This is a genomic window from Streptomyces sp. NPDC107546, from assembly GCF_055639175.1.
Window position 1 is genome coordinate 20,066 of record NZ_JBVKBA010000033.1, and the last position, 19,676, is coordinate 39,741.

At 67.5% G+C, this 19,676-nt stretch carries 20 protein-coding genes and 2 pseudogenes; 12 read left to right on the top strand and 10 right to left on the bottom strand.

Annotation, left to right across the window (positions count from 1 at the left end; genetic code table 11):
- Positions 1-116: 116 nt before the first annotated feature.
- Positions 117-1,517 carry a transposase gene (locus tag ACZ7L1_RS32285; RefSeq protein ID WP_471442233.1) on the bottom strand — a complete coding sequence of 467 codons (1,401 nt, stop codon included), beginning with the start codon at positions 1,515-1,517 and terminating at the stop codon, positions 117-119.
- 105 nt (positions 1,518-1,622) lie between these two features.
- On the opposite strand from ACZ7L1_RS32285, the gene ACZ7L1_RS32290 reads away from it, so the two are divergent.
- Positions 1,623-1,880 carry a hypothetical protein gene (locus ACZ7L1_RS32290; RefSeq protein ID WP_471442235.1) on the top strand — a complete coding sequence of 86 codons (258 nt, stop codon included), beginning with the start codon at positions 1,623-1,625 and terminating at the stop codon, positions 1,878-1,880.
- A gap of 212 nt (positions 1,881-2,092) precedes the next feature.
- Here ACZ7L1_RS32290 and ACZ7L1_RS32295 read toward each other — a convergent pair.
- A pseudogene (locus tag ACZ7L1_RS32295) lies at positions 2,093-2,655 on the bottom strand (winged helix-turn-helix domain-containing protein); the annotation flags it as partial.
- Positions 2,656-3,201: 546 nt separating this feature from the next.
- The gene (locus ACZ7L1_RS32300) at positions 3,202-4,014 is read right to left on the bottom strand and encodes a maleylpyruvate isomerase family mycothiol-dependent enzyme (protein WP_471442237.1); all 813 of its coding nucleotides are present in this window, start codon (positions 4,012-4,014) and stop codon (positions 3,202-3,204) included.
- Between the two features lie 337 nt (positions 4,015-4,351).
- Between ACZ7L1_RS32300 and ACZ7L1_RS32305 the strand changes: the two genes are divergently transcribed.
- The 3 genes from ACZ7L1_RS32305 to ACZ7L1_RS32315 all read left to right on the top strand — a co-directional run bounded on the left by ACZ7L1_RS32305 (position 4,352) and on the right by ACZ7L1_RS32315 (position 7,412).
- The gene (locus ACZ7L1_RS32305) at positions 4,352-5,005 is read left to right on the top strand and encodes a hypothetical protein (RefSeq protein WP_471442239.1); all 654 of its coding nucleotides are present in this window, start codon (positions 4,352-4,354) and stop codon (positions 5,003-5,005) included.
- Positions 5,006-5,275: 270 nt separating this feature from the next.
- Positions 5,276-5,992, top strand: coding sequence for a hypothetical protein (locus ACZ7L1_RS32310; RefSeq protein ID WP_471442241.1), 717 nt, complete (start codon positions 5,276-5,278; stop codon positions 5,990-5,992).
- 613 nt (positions 5,993-6,605) lie between these two features.
- Positions 6,606-7,412 (top strand): IS5 family transposase, encoded by an 807-nt coding sequence (locus tag ACZ7L1_RS32315; protein WP_471442243.1) that lies wholly within the window; start codon positions 6,606-6,608, stop codon positions 7,410-7,412.
- Here the strand turns inward: ACZ7L1_RS32315 and ACZ7L1_RS32320 are convergent.
- Both ACZ7L1_RS32320 and ACZ7L1_RS32325 read right to left on the bottom strand, forming a co-directional pair.
- Positions 7,354-7,860 (bottom strand): hypothetical protein, encoded by a 507-nt coding sequence (locus ACZ7L1_RS32320; protein WP_471442318.1) that lies wholly within the window; start codon positions 7,858-7,860, stop codon positions 7,354-7,356. The genes ACZ7L1_RS32315 and ACZ7L1_RS32320 overlap by 59 nt on opposite strands.
- Positions 7,861-8,089: 229 nt before the next feature.
- Positions 8,090-8,905 (bottom strand): helix-turn-helix transcriptional regulator, encoded by an 816-nt coding sequence (locus ACZ7L1_RS32325; protein ID WP_471442244.1) that lies wholly within the window; start codon positions 8,903-8,905, stop codon positions 8,090-8,092.
- 71 nt (positions 8,906-8,976) lie between these two features.
- On the opposite strand from ACZ7L1_RS32325, the gene ACZ7L1_RS32330 reads away from it, so the two are divergent.
- Entirely contained in the window at positions 8,977-9,693 is a 717-nt protein-coding gene (locus tag ACZ7L1_RS32330; RefSeq protein ID WP_471442246.1) for an SDR family oxidoreductase, read from the top strand.
- Positions 9,694-9,697: 4 nt separating this feature from the next.
- Here the strand turns inward: ACZ7L1_RS32330 and ACZ7L1_RS32335 are convergent.
- The 4 genes and pseudogenes from ACZ7L1_RS32335 to ACZ7L1_RS32350 all read right to left on the bottom strand — a co-directional run bounded on the left by ACZ7L1_RS32335 (position 9,698) and on the right by ACZ7L1_RS32350 (position 12,329).
- Positions 9,698-10,538, bottom strand: a pseudogene (locus tag ACZ7L1_RS32335) (IS5 family transposase).
- Between the two features lie 287 nt (positions 10,539-10,825).
- Positions 10,826-11,200, bottom strand: coding sequence for a PIN domain-containing protein (locus tag ACZ7L1_RS32340; protein ID WP_471442248.1), 375 nt, complete (start codon positions 11,198-11,200; stop codon positions 10,826-10,828).
- Complete coding sequence (locus tag ACZ7L1_RS32345) at positions 11,197-11,451, bottom strand: hypothetical protein (protein WP_471442250.1); 255 nt, start codon at positions 11,449-11,451, stop codon at positions 11,197-11,199. Before ACZ7L1_RS32345 ends, ACZ7L1_RS32340 begins: the two co-directional genes overlap by 4 nt.
- A gap of 245 nt (positions 11,452-11,696) precedes the next feature.
- The gene (locus ACZ7L1_RS32350) at positions 11,697-12,329 is read right to left on the bottom strand and encodes a TetR/AcrR family transcriptional regulator (RefSeq protein WP_471442252.1); all 633 of its coding nucleotides are present in this window, start codon (positions 12,327-12,329) and stop codon (positions 11,697-11,699) included.
- 172 nt (positions 12,330-12,501) lie between these two features.
- On the opposite strand from ACZ7L1_RS32350, the gene ACZ7L1_RS32355 reads away from it, so the two are divergent.
- The 3 genes from ACZ7L1_RS32355 to ACZ7L1_RS32365 all read left to right on the top strand — a co-directional run bounded on the left by ACZ7L1_RS32355 (position 12,502) and on the right by ACZ7L1_RS32365 (position 15,472).
- Positions 12,502-13,086: a hypothetical protein gene (locus tag ACZ7L1_RS32355; RefSeq protein WP_471442254.1), complete on the top strand. Its 585-nt coding sequence runs from the start codon at positions 12,502-12,504 to the stop codon at positions 13,084-13,086.
- A 104-nt stretch (positions 13,087-13,190) separates the two neighbouring features.
- On the top strand, positions 13,191-13,487 hold the full coding sequence (locus tag ACZ7L1_RS32360; RefSeq protein WP_471442256.1) for a hypothetical protein: 297 nt from the start codon (positions 13,191-13,193) through the stop codon (positions 13,485-13,487).
- Positions 13,488-14,671: 1,184 nt separating this feature from the next.
- Positions 14,672-15,472 carry a nuclease/transposase family protein gene (locus ACZ7L1_RS32365; protein WP_471442258.1) on the top strand — a complete coding sequence of 267 codons (801 nt, stop codon included), beginning with the start codon at positions 14,672-14,674 and terminating at the stop codon, positions 15,470-15,472.
- 42 nt (positions 15,473-15,514) lie between these two features.
- On the opposite strand, the gene ACZ7L1_RS32370 is transcribed toward ACZ7L1_RS32365, so the two are convergent.
- The gene (locus ACZ7L1_RS32370) at positions 15,515-16,084 is read right to left on the bottom strand and encodes a TetR/AcrR family transcriptional regulator (protein ID WP_471442260.1); all 570 of its coding nucleotides are present in this window, start codon (positions 16,082-16,084) and stop codon (positions 15,515-15,517) included.
- A 255-nt stretch (positions 16,085-16,339) separates the two neighbouring features.
- On the opposite strand from ACZ7L1_RS32370, the gene ACZ7L1_RS32375 reads away from it, so the two are divergent.
- From ACZ7L1_RS32375 to ACZ7L1_RS32390, 4 genes are all read left to right on the top strand, one after another.
- The gene (locus tag ACZ7L1_RS32375) at positions 16,340-17,749 is read left to right on the top strand and encodes a carboxypeptidase regulatory-like domain-containing protein (RefSeq protein WP_471442262.1); all 1,410 of its coding nucleotides are present in this window, start codon (positions 16,340-16,342) and stop codon (positions 17,747-17,749) included.
- Positions 17,750-17,913: 164 nt separating this feature from the next.
- Positions 17,914-18,201, top strand: a complete 288-nt coding sequence (locus ACZ7L1_RS32380) for a transposase (RefSeq protein ID WP_471442264.1) — start codon at positions 17,914-17,916, stop codon at positions 18,199-18,201.
- A gap of 17 nt (positions 18,202-18,218) precedes the next feature.
- Complete coding sequence (locus tag ACZ7L1_RS32385) at positions 18,219-18,899, top strand: IS3 family transposase (RefSeq protein ID WP_471442320.1); 681 nt, start codon at positions 18,219-18,221, stop codon at positions 18,897-18,899.
- Complete coding sequence (locus tag ACZ7L1_RS32390) at positions 18,790-19,107, top strand: integrase core domain-containing protein (protein WP_471442322.1); 318 nt, start codon at positions 18,790-18,792, stop codon at positions 19,105-19,107. The genes ACZ7L1_RS32385 and ACZ7L1_RS32390 overlap by 110 nt, the downstream gene beginning before the upstream one ends.
- Positions 19,108-19,676 lie beyond the last annotated feature (569 nt).

Consider the following 19,676-nt stretch of genomic DNA (forward strand, 5'->3'; position numbering starts at 1 on the left):
GTGACATAGGCTTCTTTCCTGCTTTCGTCACAAGGCGCCATCGTTCGACCTGCGATGCAAGCATGGCAACCCGACTTTCGTTGAGCCCGTCTGACGCTCGCAGGTCCACGCTTCGGTCACACGACATTCGCGCGTAGGCGCAGGGTGCTGTCATATGGGCCGGGTGGGATGTGGAGGGTGGCGGTGTCGTAGTCGCCGAAGCGGAGCACGTTGTCCCTGCGGCGCGGGCTGAGCGCGGCGATGTCGTCGGGGTTCGGCTCCCAGCCTTGGGTGGTCATCTGCCGCAGTGCAACGGTCATGTCGACGGTGGTGGAGAAGATGATGCTGTTGGCCATCAGGTCGAGGAACTTTACGGCTTTCTCTTGGAGTTCGGGATCGCGGGAGCGTAGGTAGCCGTCGCCGCCGAAGTGCAGCCACTTCGTGTACCCGTTGTATGCCTCGGCCTTGTTGGTCGCTCTGGTGATCTGCTCCCGAAGTTGTGGATCCGAGAGGTAGCGGAGCAGGACGATCGTCCGGACGGCGCGGCCGACCTCGCGGAAGACCTTGTAGATCTGATTCCTGTGTGAGTGGTTGTTCAAGCGCCGTAGGAGGGTGATGGAGGACACGGTGCCTTCCCGCACCGACAGGCCGACCTGCATGAGGTCTCTCCATCCGTTCTCGATGAGCTGCCAGTCGATGCAGGTGCGCGGATCAGCGGAGAACAGTGCGTCGATGTGCTGGTAGCGCGCCTGCGGGTCGGGACGGTGGAAGGTGAGGTCCTGGAAGTTGCGTATCCGCGGCAGCAGGTCGATGCCGAGCAGGTGGGCGAGTCCGAAGACAGGGAAGGACTGGCCCTGGGTGTCGGCGTGTACGGTGTCTGGCTTGACCTCCGCGACGTTGGCAAGGAGCGAGTCGATGAGGTAGACGGCCTCCCAGACCCCGCAGGGGATGAACCGGGAGAAGAGCGCGACGTAGGTGTCGGAGACGAGATGGTGGGCGATCCCGCCGTAGCCGCCGTAGCGGATCGAGGTCTCGGCGAGGAGATTGTCGATGACGGTGTCCATCATGGTGCCGTCCACCGCCGCCACCGACCCGTCACCCCACGCCGCCGTCAGGTCCAGGCCGATGTGGGCGTTGACAATATCGGCCCCGCACCGGTTGAGAACCGGGATGGTGAAGTGGCGCTTTGCGATTGCGCCGAGCTCGTGCGCCGTCACGCTGCCCCGCATGTGGCGCACGGCCTGGGCGGGGCCGAGCCCGGAGCCGTAGACGAACGCGGTGGTCACGTAGCGCGGCAGGGGCTCCTTCAGCTTCGGCTCGCTGCCCGAGCGGGGGCCGGGCCGTTTCCACCAGTCCGTCCAGTGCGCCGCCCGCGCCAGATGTTCCAGCACACTGCGGGCTGGAAGGCGCTCGGAGAGAGCTTCTTCCAGCTTCTCCGCGGAGGCGGTGCGCTCGCCTGCTCTGCGTACGGCAAGGGAGGGGACGCCGGTGACCAGGTCGATGGTGAGGTCCTTGTTGTCCGGATAGCCGGCGTCCACGGTTTCGGCGATCGTGGTGAGCCGCTCGCGCAGCCGAACCGTGGGATGGCTTCTCGTATCCGTTCCGAGGTGGAAGCCTCGCAGTGCGAGGCGATCGTCGCGCGCATGAGTGATGCGGCTCGGGAGCGGGTCGCGGGCATGCTGGAGGTCGTCGAGGGCGAGTACCAGAGCCTGTTCGCGTGGATCAAGCAGCCCGCCCGGCGGGCGACGTGGTCGCGGTTCAGAGCGCACGCGGAGCGGATGGAGAGGGTGGACGGGCTGGGGGGTGCCGTCTTCTGGGTGGGGAAGACACCGTCGGCGAAGGTGGCCGCGCTGGCCGAGCAGGCGAGGGTGCTGTCGGTGGGCGAGATGAAGGACAATTAGCCTCTTGAACCTCGTATTCGCCGTCCGCTCCAGCGACGCCACACCAACCGCCCCACGCCCGACCGCCTGACCGCCTGACAGCGGCCACCATAAACAGCGACGATCCCGGTAGCGGGGCCAGGGTCAGATCACGGAGCGTACGCATACTCACTGCATTTGAGCGTCACGCTCTGCTGTGAAGTGGCGGTTATTACGCGTATCTCCTCGACCCACCAGGTACGGGCGCGGGGTGGCGTCATCGAGAATCCGGCTTCGTCCTCGAAGACGATCCAGGCCCCGTGGGCCGCCGCGAGGCTTTTACCCGCGGCCACACCTCCTTCTTCCACAACTCCACCGCGTGCTCGTCGCGTTCGAGTGCACGGCGGGCAGGTGTCTTCCAGGAGCAGCCGTGCCGCTTCAGCAGCCGCCACACCGTCGCCACCGGCAGGCTCAGCCGCAGACGACGGCGGATCACCGTCTGGACCCGGGCCAGAGTCCAACGCTCATCGTCGAAGCCGTGCGCTGGCGGACCCTTGCCGAGTTCCTCCTCGAGCACGGCGAACTGGGAATCGGTAACGGTCGGGGAGTTGGCCGGGCCTGCGGAGCGCAGAGCCTCCATGCCGCCCTCGCGCCAGGCACGGCGCCAGCGTTCCACCGACCGCACACTCACCCGCAGGTCCTTCGCGATCACTGCGGTCTTCTCACCCGCCGCAAACCGCTCGCCGGCCTGGAGCCGGATCCTCTCCCGAAATGCCCGACGCTCAGCGGTCAGGCCCCCACCCTCCGGATAACGCATCCCACCGGCATACCGCAGAGATCATGAACCGTCACTACCCGACGACAACCCGAAAACCTCAGTAAGTCGCAGGTCGCACCGTTGATCGATTACGCGGTTGCAGGTCAGAGACCCGGCCCGTCACTTCTTCGGCTACTGACCGCACTCGACAGCCGTTGACTCGCCCATTGAGGCTCGGCCGACCTCGTGATCAAGGTCACGCCGCCGTGCCACACGCGTGCCAGAACGAGCGGGGACCAGTGGGGAACGGTGGAGAGAGGGAGCAGCCAACAAAGAGATCGGCCCCTGACCAAACTTGCTGGTCAGGGGCCGATACTCCCCAGTGTGGCGGCGCCAGGATTCGAACCTGGGAAGGTTGAGCCGGCAGATTCCCAAGCTGAGAGCTTGGGAAGCGCCGCAAGCCGGACTTGGCCGAGCTCAACTACAGGCCGTCGCGCTCGATCATCGCGCCATCGGGTCCAGCGTGTAAACGCGCGACGCCCGCATCGCTCTTCGCATCTCGAGGAAGCTCAATGTGCTTCCTGGGCGGGACCAGGCAAGCGTCCGTCATGGTGCGGTGAACAATGCGGGGAAACCTAGCGCGAGCCAGGGCTTGCGCCCCCAGGCGAGGACCTTGCCGCGGGCGATGGCACCGGTGGCACTGCGCCTACCCAGTGCGAGCAGGAAGAACGTGATCGGTTCGATCATGATCGTGCAGTCGGGACGGCGCGGGGGCTCGGCGTGCACGGCCACCGTGCCGTTGGTGAACGTCACTGTGAGCCGAGAGAGGCCGCGCACCCTTAGCTCGTAACAGGCACTGTGCCCATCAGCCGCTCGTACATCGACGACACGGGGCATCGCAGTGATCAGAAACGGCATCGCCAAATCGACCCTGTCACGGTCGATCATGTGTGGTTGGCCAAGTGCCGCTGCGATGTCATAGCCGTGCCCAAGCATGTGGGTCAGCAGGTAGGAGCTAAGGATTCCCAAGTCCATGGGCCCCAGCGGTGTCACCGTCGGTGTGGCCGCCGACCGCAGGCCGGCCGCCTCGGCGAATGCCCGCGCATGCCGGACGATGCCACCCGCCAGGACGGAGGTGTCGCGTTCGGGGAAGGAAACCAGCGAGGCGGCGTTGGCCGCCGCAAGTCCCCCTGGTGTGCCGTCGCCATATACCTGCTCACGCCCTGCGGCAAGGGCAGCCATCAACTTGTTGGCCAGGACCAGATGCGCCGCAGACTCTCCAACCGTCCACTCAGCACCAGGAATGGGCACCGTGGCATCTGTACACGACCGGAGCAAACCGGCTATCTCCTCGGCTACGACACAAATGGCTTCAGGCAGCCGCGATCGCGTGGCAGCCTCACGATGAGGGGCGGTCATAGAAGTGAAGGGTGGACCAGCCCTTCGCATCTGTCCATCTGTCCATCTGTCCAGGTACACCGATCGACCTGTGAGACCGTCAGGATGAGGGCTGCTGACATCTACGCTTGACATCAACGACGCCGGACGGTGACGTACACCAGCGTCTCCGTCCGACTGTCGCACCAGCCGACGACCGTAGCCGGAGCGGGCTCAAATCGAACTCCCAAAGCGGATGTCGCAGGTTCAAGTCTGCCGGGAGCACAGACAGAAGCGCCGGCTCAGGAAGGTTTCCCTGCCCGGCCGGTCCTTCACCGTTCCGGGCGCCGTGCCACACGCGTGCCGCTACGTCCGCTCGGTGCCTTCCCTGGAGGAGTTCAAAGCCGCTCGGATGGACCTCGATGACTGTCAGTGGCATCTTCTACTGTCTCTCCTCATGGGAAACCACTTTCAGACGGTCGTCGACTTGGACGCCACACCGGTGGACGCGCCAGCACTCGCAGCGCGGGGCCTTGCCTGGCTCGTCAAGGAAGGCATAGTCCTTGCCGAGCGCACCGATTGCGTTCTCGGCGCCCCGCTGGGACACCCACCGGGCCCGCTCTGGGCCAAGGCCGTCGGTCGGGAGGACTGGGAACCCAGCGACGGACTCAGGATCGAGACAGGCCGAACCGTCTTTCATGGCGGCCAGGGCGATGCCATGTATGCCGCTTGCCCTCACTGCGCCGCCCACGTGGCCTTCTACACCGATGAGTGGGACCCGATCGACGGCGCTTGGGAGCCTTTCGCGAAGGCCATCGAGACATGGCACGAGACGGGCCAAGCTGCCGTCACCTGCCAGCACTGTCGTCGCACTGGTGACTTGACCACGTGGACTTGGGACGCCGACTACCACGCCTTCGGCTACCTCGGCTTCGAGTTCTGGGACTGGCCGGAGTTCAGCCCCGGCTTCCTGAGCCGATTCGCACACGCGCTGGGGAACCATCGCACGGTCCTGGTCGGCGGCAAACTGTGAGGAACCGCGGTTGGCGGGATCGCTCCGGGCCGCCAGATGACTCGGCCTGATCCAGCGGTGCCCAGGCGCACCACAAGCGCACCACATCGAGCGGGGAACAGCGGGGAATCACGGTGAATGCGGGCCAGCCCGAAGAGGCCGCGATCCGGACATTCGCCCAGGTCAGCGCCCGAGCCGTCTTCAGATGACCACAGCTTCCCAAGCTGAGGGCTCAGCCCGAGAGCACCAGAATCGCGTGAACACGCCACACCGGCGCGGCAGAATGCAGACGTGTCCCTTGACGCCATAGACGCTGTGGACTGGTCGGCGATACCCAACCCGACCTGGCATCGGTGCGACGATCCAGAGCGCGTCGCACAAGCACTACGGCTGCTGACCGTGTCCACCACCGCCAACGAGACCGGCGACGCGGCATCGCTTCTCGCCGGTGGCGGCTTCGTCTGCTGCCATGCCGCCATGGTGTTCCCAGCGGCCTACACTGCCACCCCGATCTTGCTGGACCTCGTCGAGCACGGCCAGCGGTCGCGCATCAAGGACGCAGCCCTGGGGCTTCTGTTCAACGCGCTGGACTACTTCCCGACCGCCGGCCACAACCGGGTGGACACTCCCTATGGCGCCAACGTCCCGCTCCGCTGCGCCATAGCCCGGCACATCCGCGGTCGTCGCAGTGCTCTTCTCGCTTATGGAGTCCACGGCAAGCAACTCCTGGCAGAGGCAGAGCTCCACTGGCGGCTGACCATCGAGGAGGCGGAGCTCCAGGCCGACAGCACTCTGATCGCCATCGCCGTCCTTGAAGGCGCACCGTTCCAGACGCCGGTCGAAGCCGAACTGCACACCCCACTCGAACAACCGGTACAGCACGTCCGGATCAACGCGCTGACCGCCGATACGTCGGGCGGCGCGTGCCTCGGACTCGGGCAGGCACCGTCCGAGCCTGTTCCGGGTTCTACCCTCTACCCATCTGAGTGTGGCCGCCGCGAGCACTGACTCAGCGCCTTGTCTCAACGACCGCACCACAAGCGCACCAGTACGAGCGGGGAACAGCGGGGAATCACAGTAAAAGCAACCAAGCCCGACGGGGACACACCACTGCTGTTTGCTCAGTTCAGAGTCCGTTCGAGCCACAAATGGTCGCAGCTTCCCAAGCTGAGGGCTCCGGTATCGTCCGTCGCGGGACACCTGGTCGTCGACGCGCCCCAACAGCGTGGCTGAGACGACCCGTAGACAAGTGTGACCGAGCACCTTCGCTGGCCGCTCTGAGCACCGAAGTTGATCGACCCGAGTCAAAAGCTGAGGGGTTCATCGGTCGCTGGGAGTAGGTCCTGCGCCTCACTGCCTGTTCTCTATCCGTTTGCGTGGTCGGCTGGGTTCGAACAGCGTCCTGGATCGAGTGAGTCGGCCGATGCCGGGGCATGGAAGAGGGGCCTCTTGGTAGCTCGCGGTTGTCGAGTCCAGCGAGAATCAAGAGGCCCCGTTGTCGAAGTGTCGCGTGGTCGCGGTTGCCCGGTCCAGTTCCTCCACTCCTGCGTGTGACTGCCTCGCCCACAGGTTCGGGAACGCCTGCGACCGGCCAGATCGCCGGCCCCGCTACGGCTCGGACATGAGCGACGCGGAGTGGGCTGTGGTGAGGAATCTGCTGCCGGTTCCTGGATGGCTGGCGGGCCGCGGCGGCCGGCCGGAGGGCTACTGCCACCGGCAGATGATCGACGCGGTGCGCTACCTCGTCGACAACGGCATCAAGTGGCGGGCGATGCCGTCCGACTTCCCGCCTTGGCCGCGGGTCTACGCTTTCTTCGCCCGCTGGCGGGACGCGGGGCTGGTGACCGAGCTGCACGAGCGGTTGCGCGAGGCCGTCCGCCTGGCTGAGGGCCGCAATGACGAGCCGAGTGCGGCGGTCGTGGACTCGCAGTCGGTGAAGGCGGACGCCACCGTCCACCTCGCTTCACGGGGATACGACGCCGGGAAGAAGATCAACGGCCGCAAGCGCCACCTGCTCACCGACACCCTCGGACTGCTTCTGGCCGTGCTGGTCACACCGGCCTGCACGACCGACCGGGACGCCGCCCGCACCCTTTTGCCCGCAGCAAAGAATCACTTCCGGCGACTTGCCCGCATCTGGGCCGACGGCGGATACACCGGCCACCTCACCGACTGGACTGCTCAGCACCTCGGAGTCGTCCTCGACATCGTCCGCCGCAGCGACTATGCCGGCGGCTTTCAGGTCCTGCCCCGCCGCTGGGTCGTCGAAAGATCCTTCGCCTGGCTCCTGCGCAGCCGGCGCCTGGTCCGGGACTACGAGCGACGCACCGACACGAGCGAAGCCGTCATTCGATGGTCGATGATCGCACTCATGAACCGCCGCCTGGCCGCACGACCTCATCGGCCTGCTGCCCTGTCGGCAGGGTGAACCTTCCGGGCTTCGTCTCCACCAGCCAGCCCCGTTCCACCAGCCTCTTCAACCGTGCTCTCGCCCCCTCGACCCGCGAGGCGGAGGCGCTGTCCCAGCCGAGCACCACGGCCGCCCGCCGGGCGCCCAGCCCATCGTCTCCGGCCTCCGCCGCAGCGGCCATCACCGCCTGGTAGTCCACCGACAGGTCTTCGACCCCGGCCGCGTTCTCCCGATGCGGCACCGCACGGCGCGGGCCTACCGGCTTCCTCTGCGACGGACCGCCGACCGCCAGGGCAGGTGCTTGCTCCTCGGCCAGTGCCTCCAGATACTGCTCGAGCCCGATCACCCGGCGTCTGAGGATCTCTTCGGCGTCAGTCAAGTCCGCCCGCACCCGGTCGAGTTCAGCTTCGAGTTCCTCCACCCGCACCATCGCGGCCTTCCGCCGCGCTTCCAAAACCGCCCGCATTGACGGCATCCGACACCCCCACGGCGACTCAATCAGCAACGAGTTGATGCTTCCGTGACCGCCCCAATCCCATGTCTGACCAGCGGAATCCGCACACGGGGTTCGGAAAGAGAACAACCTCTTAGAGCCCGCCGTGAAAAGCCTCGCGATCAAGGTGGGCACAGGCCGCAGCGAATTTTGAGTTGCGACGCTCTGTGACCGCTGTCGAGACCTGTGCGCATCCTTCGTGTCATGTCGCCTGCGTGGCCAGCCTGCGCAGGGCCCGCACGGCAGGTGATCCGGGGTCGGCCGTCATCAGGACGACTTCCTGGTCATCCTCGGGTACGAGCAGGACGTCGCAGTTCAACCGCAGGGCACCGGCCTCCGGATGCTGGAGGATCTTGGTGCGATGCCCTGGAGCGTGGACCGGACGCGCCTCCCAGATCTGCCGGAACTCCTCACTGCCAGCGTGCAGTTCGGCCAGCAGCGCGGCCAACTGCGGGTCATGCGGGTAGCGGTCGGCGGCCCGGCGCAGCCGCGCCACCACGATGTGCCCGAATTCCTCGCCGCTGGAGCTCTCGTACATCCGCCCCTGGCCCAGGAAGCGGCGTCGGGCCAGGTTCGTCGTCCCGCCTCCGAGATCGGCGCCGAGCAGTGCCCGGGCCAGGGGGTTCCAGGTGACGACGTCGTACGCAGCGTCAGTGACGATGGCACCGGTCTCCGGCAGCCGCTCCAGCATCCGGGCCACGTGCGGGCGCACCCGCCGCACGGCGCTGATGCCGGGCGGCGCGCTCAAACCCGCCAGGCGGAACAGATGACTGCGCTCGGCCGGCATGAGCCGCAGCGCCTGTGACAACGCGTCCAGAATCCGGGCCGATGGCCGCGGCCCCCGGGCCTGCTCCAGCCGCGTGTAGTAGTCGACCGACATGTGGGCGAGCTCCGCCACCTCTTCGCGGCGCAGACCCGGTGTGCGGCGGTCGGTGCCCGTCGCCGCCAGGCCGATCTCGTGCGGACGCAGGGCCGCCCGGCGCTCCCGCAGGTAGTGGGCCAGCTCCTGCCGCGCCATGTCGCCTCCTCCCACTGCCTGGTACAGGTTGTCCCTGGCAGGGCGCCCACGACCAGGGAAGCGTGGTTGCCATGAACGATCGCACAGCTTTGGTCACCGGTGCCAACAAGGGCATCGGCAAGCATATCGCCCGGCTGCTCGCCGCCGAGGGCCTCACCGTGTACGTGGGCTCCCGTGACCCCGGGCGCGGGCAGAGGGCCGTCGAGGAGATCGGAGCCGGGGCCCGTCTGCTGGTCCTCGACGTGACAGATCCCGACGGCATCGCGCAGGCCGCGGCTCAGATGGACCGCTTGGACGTGCTGGTCAACAACGCCGGCATCTCGCCGTCACTCGCCCCGCCGAACGACACCGGCGTCGAGGAATACCGGCACACATACGAGACCAATGTGTTCGGGGTAGTGGCGGTGACCAATGCCTTCCTGCCCGCCCTGCGCCGGTCCCCGCGCCCGCGCATAGTCAACATCTCCAGTGGCACCGCGTCGATGACCTGGAGCACCACCCCCAACCCCCAGTTCACCCCGGGAAGCGGCGGCGCCGCGGCCTACCGGTCGTCCAAGGCCGCCCTCAACGCCCTCACCGTCCTCTACGCCCAAACGCTGGCCGAGGACGGCTTCAAGGTCAACGCGCTCGCCCCCGGCCTGCGGGCCACCGATCTCAACCCCCTGGCCGCCGCTGCCGGCGGCGACCCGGCCGAGGCCGCGCAGGGTGCCCTCCGCCTGGCCCTGCTGCCGGACGACGGCCCCACTGGTGGCTTCTTCTCCTGGGACGGAACGCCCGCGCCCTGGTGATCAGTCATGAGCGGCGTCGGGGACGGGAGTCCCAGCGGTGAGTCGTCCATGCCCGTCGGATCAGGCTACGCACGGTGATGATGGTGTCGGCAAGGTCGAAGAATGCGTCGATGACGGTGGTACGCCGTTCGTAGCAGCGGGCGAGTCGGGAGAAGGCGTTCTGCCAGGCGTGGGTGCGTTCGACGTGCCAACGCTGACTGGCCTGGATGGGCGCCTTCTCGCCTTTGTGCGCGATGCGGCTGTGGAGGCCACGTTCGTTGAGGAGAGTGCGGGTTTTGTCCGAGTCGTAGCCGGCGTCCAGGTGCACGGTGATGTCGTCGGGTAACGGGCCGAGGCCGTCCAGGCGGTCCAGGGTCGGGGCGAGCAGCGGGGAGTCGTGCCGGTTGGCTCCGGCCAGGACACGGCCCAGCGGGATGCCGTATCCGTCCGTCATGCCTGAGCGTTTCAGGCCCTGTTTGCCGCAGTCGATCGGGGAACGCCCGGCCACTTCGCCGCCTCCGGGCGCCTTGGTGATGGAGCCGTCAACGGTGATCTGGTCGAGGACGAGACCGACGATCCGGTCGTAGGCGTCCAGTGCGATCTGCTTGAGCCGGGCGAAGACGCCCAGCCGTATCCACTCGTCGCGGCGGCTTCGGATCGTGGTGGCCGAGCAGGTCGTGTCGGCGATCGCCTCGTAAGAACAGCCGAAACGCAGCAGCTGCACCATCTTGTCGAAGACGATCCGGTCGCTGATGCGCCGACGGTGGCAGCCAAGCGGATGGTCCGGATGGAACTCCAGCCGACTGGGCAGCAGAGCCACGAAGGTCCCAGAGCGGTTCGGTGAGCCATGACGGCAGCGCGGGCACAGGTCTCCTCAGTGATCACAGAGCGTCGCAACTCCATGATCACCAGGACTTGTGCCCGTTCTGTTGCGGGGCCCCCCGACCGCGCCTATCCGCGCGACCTCTTACGGCAGAGGGATCGTAGCGCGCGATGTGACGCACAGTGAACACTTGAGCACCGTCGGAGAGCACGGCGTCAGCAACCGTCTACAGGTCCCGTAGCAGCCCGTCATACGTCGCCGTGGCGTTCTCCATATCCGCCATCCTGACAACCGTCGGTGGCCGGCGCTGCGGGCTCGCCGGCTCGAAGGTCATGCCGGGTTCAAGGGAGTGATGCCGGTGCCCGCGTACAGGTCGGGTTCCAGCGACAGGACAGTGAGTGGTTCCCCCGCCTTCACCGCCTGCCAGGCGATCGCCGCCGCATGCGCCACCGGCCAGTCGACGTTTGTCCACTCCATCGCATCCACCGCGTGCGCCGCGGTGAACGGCACATTCTCCGCGAACCGCAGGGACGCCGCGTGCCTGCCCGCACCGGTGACCTGCCGTTCGGCGGCCAGCATGGACAGCGACGGGATCATGACCCGGCCCGTACCACGCGAGGCCTCGATATAGAGGCCGGTGAAGAAGGGATCCGCACGGAACAGCGCGGCCAGAGCGGTGTGGTCCAGGACGGCCGTCAAGTTCATGCGGCGGCGCCGCCCTGATGGGCGCGGATCTTCGCCCAGGCGTCCTGGCCGGCCTGCTGGACCTGATCGGTGTACTCGATGCCGAGCTCGCGGGCGGCCTCCCGGGCGCGCTGCTCCCGTTCGGCAGCCGTGAGCTCCCGGGTGGCGAGGTCCTCCAGCAGCTCCGTGATAGTAGTACCGCGCTCCTCCGCGAGGATGCGCAGCCGATCGCGCACTTCCTCGCTGGTTTTGATGCTCGTCGGCTTGCTCATAGAGCTGATTCTACCGCCGGTAGACATGGTGGGGATCAGGTCTTCGACGCATGTGACTGAGAACTTCAGTTGGCCAGTTGAGCGCGGTAGTTGGCCACGTTGGTGCTCATCCGGCTGTTGATGTGTTCGACCGCGCGTTTCGTTGCGGGACATCACGATGCCGATGCGCCCCGGAATGGGGCGACTACCAGCCCCAGCGGCGAAGTCGCTGTGTGTTGCTTCGTGGCCCGATGCTGTGTGGGTGCTCAGTGAAGGACGGTGAGCAGGCCCTCGACGCCGCGGCGGAACGCGGCGCCGACGCTGTCGACGCCGTCGAGGTGGGCGCCGCTCATGGCGCCGTCGCGCATCATGACGAAGTGCCGGGCGGCGTGTTCTGGTTTGCCGCGACGCGGTGAGTTCCCGAAGACCTGCGCGAAGAGTTCGGTGAGCGTGGTCGTGTACCAGGCTCGGTGATCGAGGATCACCTGGTGCACCCGGTCTTCGGGGTCGGGGTACTCGGCGGCGGCCTTGAGGAACGCGCAGCCGCGGAACTCCGGCGAGGCCAGGCTGTCGGCGACGGTGGTCCCGATCGCGCGCAGTGCGTCGGCCGGGGACGGTGCGGCCTCGATGGCGGCCTGTACGCCGGCCCGCGTGTCGGTGTCGACGCCGCGAAGGTAGGCGACCACGAGGTCTTCTTTCGAGGGGAAGTGCCGGTAGAACGTCGCCCGCGTGGCCGGGGCCTCGGCGAGGATCCGCTCGACCCCGACCGCCCTGATGCCTTCGCGGTAGAACAGCCCGCTGGCCGTGGACAGCAGCCGCTCTCGCGCCTCGGAGCGGACCGGCTCTCCCGATGAGCTGCCGTTCGGGTTGTCGGGCGCGGTACGTGTCCGGGTGGCCATGACCCCACCGTAGCAGAAAGAACGATCGGTCTTGCAATCGCCGAGGAGTCGTGTCAGGCTCCACACTGCAAGAGAGAACGGTCTTTCTACCAAGAGTCCGGCGGCCATGCCGGTGCCCGCTCCACGTCAGCAGACACCGGATCCAACGGCTTTCTTTTGGAAAGGAACAGTCATGACCACGACTACTGCCCCTGCCCCTGCCCCTGCCCCTGCCACCGTCGCGTCAGCGCTCCGTCGGCTCTACCTCGTTCGTTTCGGGTTCGCTCTGATCTGGGCCGTCGTGCTCTTCTTGACCGCATCGAGCATCGGGCCGGTGAGCGCGACCCTGCTCGTGATCTACCCGCTCTTCGACGTGGGCGCCGCCGTCGTCGATGCCCGCTCCTCCCGAGCGAGCCGGTCCGCTCTTGGTCTCTACGTCAACATCGCCATCAGTGTGTTCGCCGCCGTCGGACTGGTCTTCGCGGTCACCTCCGGCATTCCGGGGGTCCTGCGCGTGTGGGGGGTCTGGGCCGTCGTAGCGGGCCTCGTCCAGCTCATCGTCGCTCTGCGGCGACGCGACCTCGGAGGCCAGTGGGCGATGATCGCCAGCGGCAGCATCTCCGCGCTCGCCGGGATCTCGTTCCTCCGGCAGGCCGCTGCCCCTCACTCCTCGCTCAGCAATCTGGCCGGCTACGCCCTGCTCGGCGGCATCTTCTTCCTCGTCTCTGCGCTGCGCCTCGGACACAACGCCAGCCGGAGCACCGGTGGGAGCAACTGACATGACCGACCACCCCATCAGTGTCGACAGCGTGTTGGCCGTCATCGTCATTGGCCGGGAAGAACGCCGCCGACCGAGTGGCCCACGCCGGGCTCAGCGCGGCCATGATCGAGCAGGGCCTCGTTGGTGGTGAATGCTCCTATTGGGCCTGCATCCCCACCAAGGCGTTGCTGCTCAGCACGGCGGCCCTACGAGCGGCCCGCCGGCTGCCGCGCGCGCGAAGCGGTGACCCACGCCGTGAACTCGACCGCGGTGCTGCGCCGCCGCGACGGCTTCGCCTCCCGCTGAACAGACGTCGGACAGGTGTCCCGGCTCAGACCGGGATCACGCAGAAGGCTGACCACATCGACGGCCGGATGAGCACCAAACTGACCAGCTACCGTCCTCAACTGGCCAACTGAAGCGCTCAGTCACAGCGCACCGTCGGCGTAGCTGGCGGCCTACCACAGACGGCGCCCGGATGGCGGGGCGACCTCAAGACAGCATGGCTCCCCCACCGGCCTGGGCCGAACGCCACGCCCGGCCCCGCCATGCGACCGATTCCAGTCACAACCCTGTTCCCTGGCCGAATCCAGTACCATCCTGAGGCCGCGGTGATCCTCTTCCTCCCCCAGGCGGAGACCCCCGCCCCATGGCCCCGTCCGTGTGCTGTTCACCTGGGCGCGCCGCGCCGTCCCTCCCCGCCTCCCCACGGGAGGGCCGACGGCTGCGCAGACCCCGCACCGTGTGCGCCCTCTACACGCTTGCCCCGCCGATGCCGTTTGGCCCGCTCGACCTGCCGCAGCAGCAGGTCCGCGAACTGGATGATCTCTGCCGCCTCGGTCGTCGAAGTCGACGGTGCGGTGGCTGGCTGGGGGACCATCCCCGCGGGTGCGGGGAGCAGCCCGGGGCGACCTGGAAGCGCATCTCCGGCTTGGGACCATCCCCGCGGGTGCGGGGAGCAGCCCCATCTGGTTCACCAGAACCTTGGCCTGGTCGGACCATCCCGCGGGTGCGGGGAGCAGCGGGAGGCCTGGACAGGCAAGATGCCGACCCGAGGACCATCCCCGCGGGTGCGGGGAGCAGATCACCTGGTACGCGCCAAGCGCCCCGATGCTGGGACCGTCCCCGCGCCCGCGGGGATGGTCCCCACTCCGTCGAGGAGTACCGGCCGGACAAGTACTGCTCCCCGCACCCGCGGGGATGGTCCCCATCGCTCGCGCTCACCTTCCCGGAACCAGCGCTGCTCCCCGCGCCCCCGGGATGGCCCCCTCGTCGAATCCACCGACGGCCGCTGTGTCATGCTGCTCCCCGCACCCCCGGGGATGGTCCCTCTGTCCGCGCCTATGCCCGTCAGCGGTGGGAAGCTTCGCGCTGGTTCCTCCAAGCCGACGGCGAGTCCGGGAAGCGCTTCGGCAACGAGACCATCCGCGTCACCCCTGACGGCGAAGTGTCGATCAAGCTTCCTGCCCCTCTCGCTCACCTGGCGAACGCCCGGCACGGCCGGTACGTCCTGTCCTCAAAGGCCGCCTTTGCATTCCGGGGCACCGAGTGGCGCGACCGCATCGAAGTGAACCGGGCCGTGGCATACCGCATCCACCTGGACGTGGCCCGCGACCGCTGGTACCTCACCGCGTCGTGGACCCGGCCGGTGGTCAAAACGATCCCGTTGGAGATGGCGCGTGCCGCTGGCATGGTCGGCGTGGACACCAACGCCGACCACTTCGCCGCCTACCAGCTCGACGTCCACGGCAACCCCGTCGGCGACCCGCGCCGGTTCTTCCACGACCTCACCGGCACCGCCAACCATCGAGACGCCCAGATCCGGCACGCCATCAGCCAGTTGTTGCACTGGGCCAAGCGCTGCGGTGTCGCGGCGATCGCCATCGAGAACCTGGACTTCACCGCCGAGAAGACCCGCGAGAAGCACGGCCGTAAGAAGCGGTTCCGTCAGCTCATCTCCAACATCCCGACCGGCAAACTCAAGGCCCGACTGGTTTCCATGGCCGCAGAGCAGGACATGTCGATCGTCGCCGTCGATCCGGCGTACACGTCGGTATGGGGCGATGAGCACTGGCGCAGGCCCCTCACCAGCAACAAGCGAAAGATGACCCGACACGATGCCGCTGGCGTCGCGATCGGGCGACGCGCCCTCGGGCACCCGATCCGGCGACGGACGGCACCGCCCCACGACGACCAGAGCGATCGTCGTGGGCATCGGACCGCCCAGGCCGGATCGGGTGCCCGAGGGCGCAAGGAATCCCGCCCACCCGTCACGGAGCGTGCACACGATGCACGTCGCCGGACGGGGACTCAGCGAACGCGGGAGACCAGCCCATCCAACACCGTTCGGGATGCGCGCAGTTCCGGGACGTGGCATCAGATGCCACTCCTGGACACTGTTTAGGAACGGTGATACCGAGACCCCGAAGTGGTCGGGGGCGCAGGCTCAGTCGGCCGCCGCGACTGCGTCCCTGATGAGGCGGTGAGCGGCCGCGTCGGTGCGGGCGACGTCATGGGTCACCAAGCGGTCCTGGCACAGACCGCGCAGGCCGGAGACGAGGAGTGTGGCCGCTGTCCGCGCCTGCTGTGGCGGGTGACCCAGGCGGACGTAGGCCGCGGCGATGGGGCCGATCATGACCTCGACGGTCTCGGCCGCGATGTCGCCGTACTGCTCGGGATCGGTGGCGGCCAGGCTGAGCAGCTGTAGCAGCATGCGGACCGGCCCGGACTGCTCCCCGACGGTCATCGCTTCCCACAGGGTTTGGGCCGCCTCGCGCAGTCCCGCGCTGTCGCGGACGTCGTCGAACATCGCGTGCGCGTCGGGACGGCTGGCGGCCAGTGCCTGGGCCAGTAGGTTCTCCCGGCTGCCGAAGTAGTACAGCAGCATCCGCTTGGTGGTGCCGATCGACTCGGCGAGCGGACTCAGCGACATCTGCGCGACGCCGTGGTGCTGGAGGTGGTGCACCACCTGCTTCAGCAGCTCGGCGCGCTTCTCGGCGTTGACGGGGCGAGGCACGCTTTGACTGTACCGACCGGTACGCGTAAGGTCCAGGAAGACGTAGATGTGCCGATCGGTACGTTAATAGAGTGGCGCCATGGCGACGGTCAGGCGCGGCACAGCCGAGAGGGGCGCCGTGAAACTGGTTGGACCGCGAACAGTGAAGGACCACCGGTACCGGAGAGGCGGCCACGGGGTGACCGGGCATCCGGTCGGCCGTGTGCCCCGCGGGCTCTGCGACCTGGGTCGCCATGACGGCCAAGGGGTGGTCCTGTGAAGCACCGGATCGAGCGTCCCCGGGGCATATCCGTGGCCAGAGTCCTCGTCGAGACCCTCACGATCCCGGCAGTGCTCTTCCTCGGCCTGCTCTTCTGCTTCCCCATGGCCTTTCACCAGCCCCAGCCCCACCATGCCAAGCTCGTGGTCGCTGATCTCGCGGTGGAACGCAAGGTCGACACCGCTCTGCAGGTGCAGCGTCCCGGCGGGTTCGACGTCACCGCCGTGGCAGATGCCCGGGGAGCCCGCCGGGCGGTGCTGGACCGGGACGCCGTGGCCGGCTTCGCCACCAAGGGCAGACATGCCGTGCTGTACGTGGCCGGGGCCAACGGCGCGTCCCTCGATCAGGCGCTGACCAAGGGCTTCACCCAGCTCGCGGCGCACAACCACCAGAAGCTCACCGTCACGGACGTAGCCCCCACCATCAGCAAGGACGGGTCCGGCGCGACCCTGGTCTACTTCGGGATCGCCTGGAACGTCCCCGGCTACATACTCGCCACCACCCTGCTGCGGGCGGTGACCTTCAACCGGCGCAAGAAGCTGATCACGATCGCGGGCGTCGCTGGCCTCTTCAGCGCGGTGGGCTTCCTCGTCGGCACGGGACTGGGCTTCTTCCCCAACGACCCCACAGCCCTGGCGATCGCCTTCCTGCTCACCACGGCCGTGGCCACGTTCTCCCTCGGCATGGCGCCCTTCGTCAAGCACTTCTTCCCCCTGGCGGGTCTGGGCCTGTACGTCGTACTGAGCGTTCCCTCCAGCGGCCTGGTCCCCGTCCAGCTGCTGCCGGGGTTCTTCCAAGCCCTGCACGCCGTCATGCCGCTGGGCAACGCGGTCGACGCCCTGAGAGGAGTGCTGTACTTCGACGGTGCCGGGGTGCTGAAGCCGGTTCTCGTGCTGTGCGGGTGGATCACCGCGGGGATGGCGCTACTGGGCCTGGACGCGTGGCGGCACCACCGCATGGCCGTACGACGGGGAGCGGAGGGCGAGCCGGAGGACATTCCCGAACCGCCGGTGGAGGACCCGTCCCTGGAGGCGCCCACACCGACCGCGCTGCCGGTCCACCCGCACCACTTCGGCGAGCCGTTGCCGATGCTGGAGGGCACCGTCCGCGACGGCGAACAGCAGCCCGTCCGCCATGCCGCGGTGACCGTCATGGACACCGGCGGCCGGCAGTTGGTGCGGACCACGACGAACGCACGGGGCGAGTACGCCGTGACCGGTCTGCCCGAGGGATACATCAGCGTCGTCGTCTCGCACCCAGGCCGAGACCCCCTCGTCCACCAGAAGCTGCTGCAGTCCGGGGTGGCCGTTCGGGCCGACTTCACCCTGCATGACCGGCGCAACGGGACATCAGTCCGCGCGGGCACTCAACGCCTCGACCTCGGACACGCGAGACACGGATCTTGAGACCACACGGATGGCGCCGGCCGGGGCCGACGTGGTTGATGCGCCCTGCTCGATGCACACCGCGACGATCTTGGTTTCCCGGGAAGCCGCCGCCCCCGCGTGGCGGTGGCCCCCGGCGCCATCGCACGGCCGGAGGATGCGGCCGAAACCATCGCTTGAGCAACATGAGCAAGCGGTACACGGCCGAGTTCAAGCGGGACGCGGTCGCGCTGGTCCATTCGTCGGTGAAGACGGTGACCGAGGTTGCCCGGGAGATCGGCGTGAGCCCGGAGGAACTGCGGAACTGGGTGAACCAGGACAAAGCCGACCGGGGCCAGGGCCCGAAGGGCGCGCTGACCAGCGACGAGAAAGAAGAACTGCGCCGCCTGCGACGGGAGAACCGGGAACAGCAGCAGACCATCGAGGTCCTGAAAAAAGCCGCGGCCTTCTTCGCGAGGGAGTCGACGAGGTAGCCGCGCGCTACGCGTTCATCGACGCGGAGAAGGCCACCGAGAACAACCCCGGTGGTCACAGTGTCACCCTGATGTGCAAGGTGCTGGGCGTGTCCCGTTCGGGCTACTACGCTTACCTCGCCGCCCGGCCCATGGCCGAGGAACGCGCCCGCCGGGAGGACGAACTGGTTGCCCAGATCCGGCATATCCACACTGCGTCCCGCCGCGCATACGGCGCCCCGAGGATCACGGCGGCGCTACGCAGGAAGGGGCGGCGGATCCACCGGAAGAAGGTCGAGCGGTTGATGCGCGAGCGTGGCATCAGCGGGATCACCCGCCGCCGGCGCCGTGGCCTGACCCGGTCGGACAGGAAGGCGTCCGCGTCGCCGGACCTGGTCGGGCGTGACTTCACCGCCGCCGAGCCCGGCACGAAACTGGTCTCCGACATCACCTACCTGCCCACGCTGGCCGGCTGGTGGTATCTCGCCACGGTGATCGACCTGGCGACTCGCGAGGTCGTCGGCTATGCGATGGCTGACCGCCATCGGGCCGGGCTCGTCGTCGACGCGCTGAGGATGGCCGCCGGCCGAGGCGGGCTGAGGGCCGGGCATCGCGCACTCGGATCGCGGTTCGGAATACACCTCACACGAATACCGCACTCTCATAAGGGAGTTGGGTATTCGGCAGAGCATGGGAAGAACGGGCTCATGCTACGATAACGCCGCAGCTGAGAGCTTTTTCGGGCTGCTGAAGGCGGAGATCGGCACCACGATCTGGGCATCCCACGAGGCAGCTCGCGCCGATGTCTTCCGCTTCATCAAGGTCGAGTACAACCGCACCCGCCTGGGGAAGCATCGCGTCTACGGATACGTCACCCCGGTCGAGACCAGGGCCCTGACGGCACAAGACCTCGCCCCTGCAGCGTAACCATCCGCTGTCCACGATCACGGGGAACTTCACTCGGGAGCCATGTCCATCAGTGCGTGCAGGCATGCTGCAGTACGAGAACAAGGCTGACACCGAGGACGAGTGCGATCACTCCCAGGACCATCACTTTCGTCTGATCGCTCATCTGCGGCCGTTCCTTCGTGCGGAGGGCTCGGTTCCTACCGGCGACTCGGAGTCCTTGACGGCCCGGACAGCGAGCCCGCCGTCGCCCGCACTGCAGGCCCGCATGACCTGCCGGACACACCCGACATCCGCGCGGGCGAGGGGAATGGGGCTACTGGTTTTCTGCCTGGTCAGAATGGCACGGCAAGGAACTGAGGCGCATCACATGATCTGGTGATCGGTCCGACCGTTCCCTCCCCTGTCGCGAGTAACTCCTCCTTACTGGTGACCGTGCGATGGCGAGGAGATACTCGACGACGCGCACAGGGATCGCCCTGAGTCGATCTTTCTGCGGTCGAGCCCGAAAGGGACGCCCTGAAGAAGGGCGGCGGGTCGCACGCCGACCAATCACTCGATCGTGCGATGTTCCTCACTCTTTTCCGATC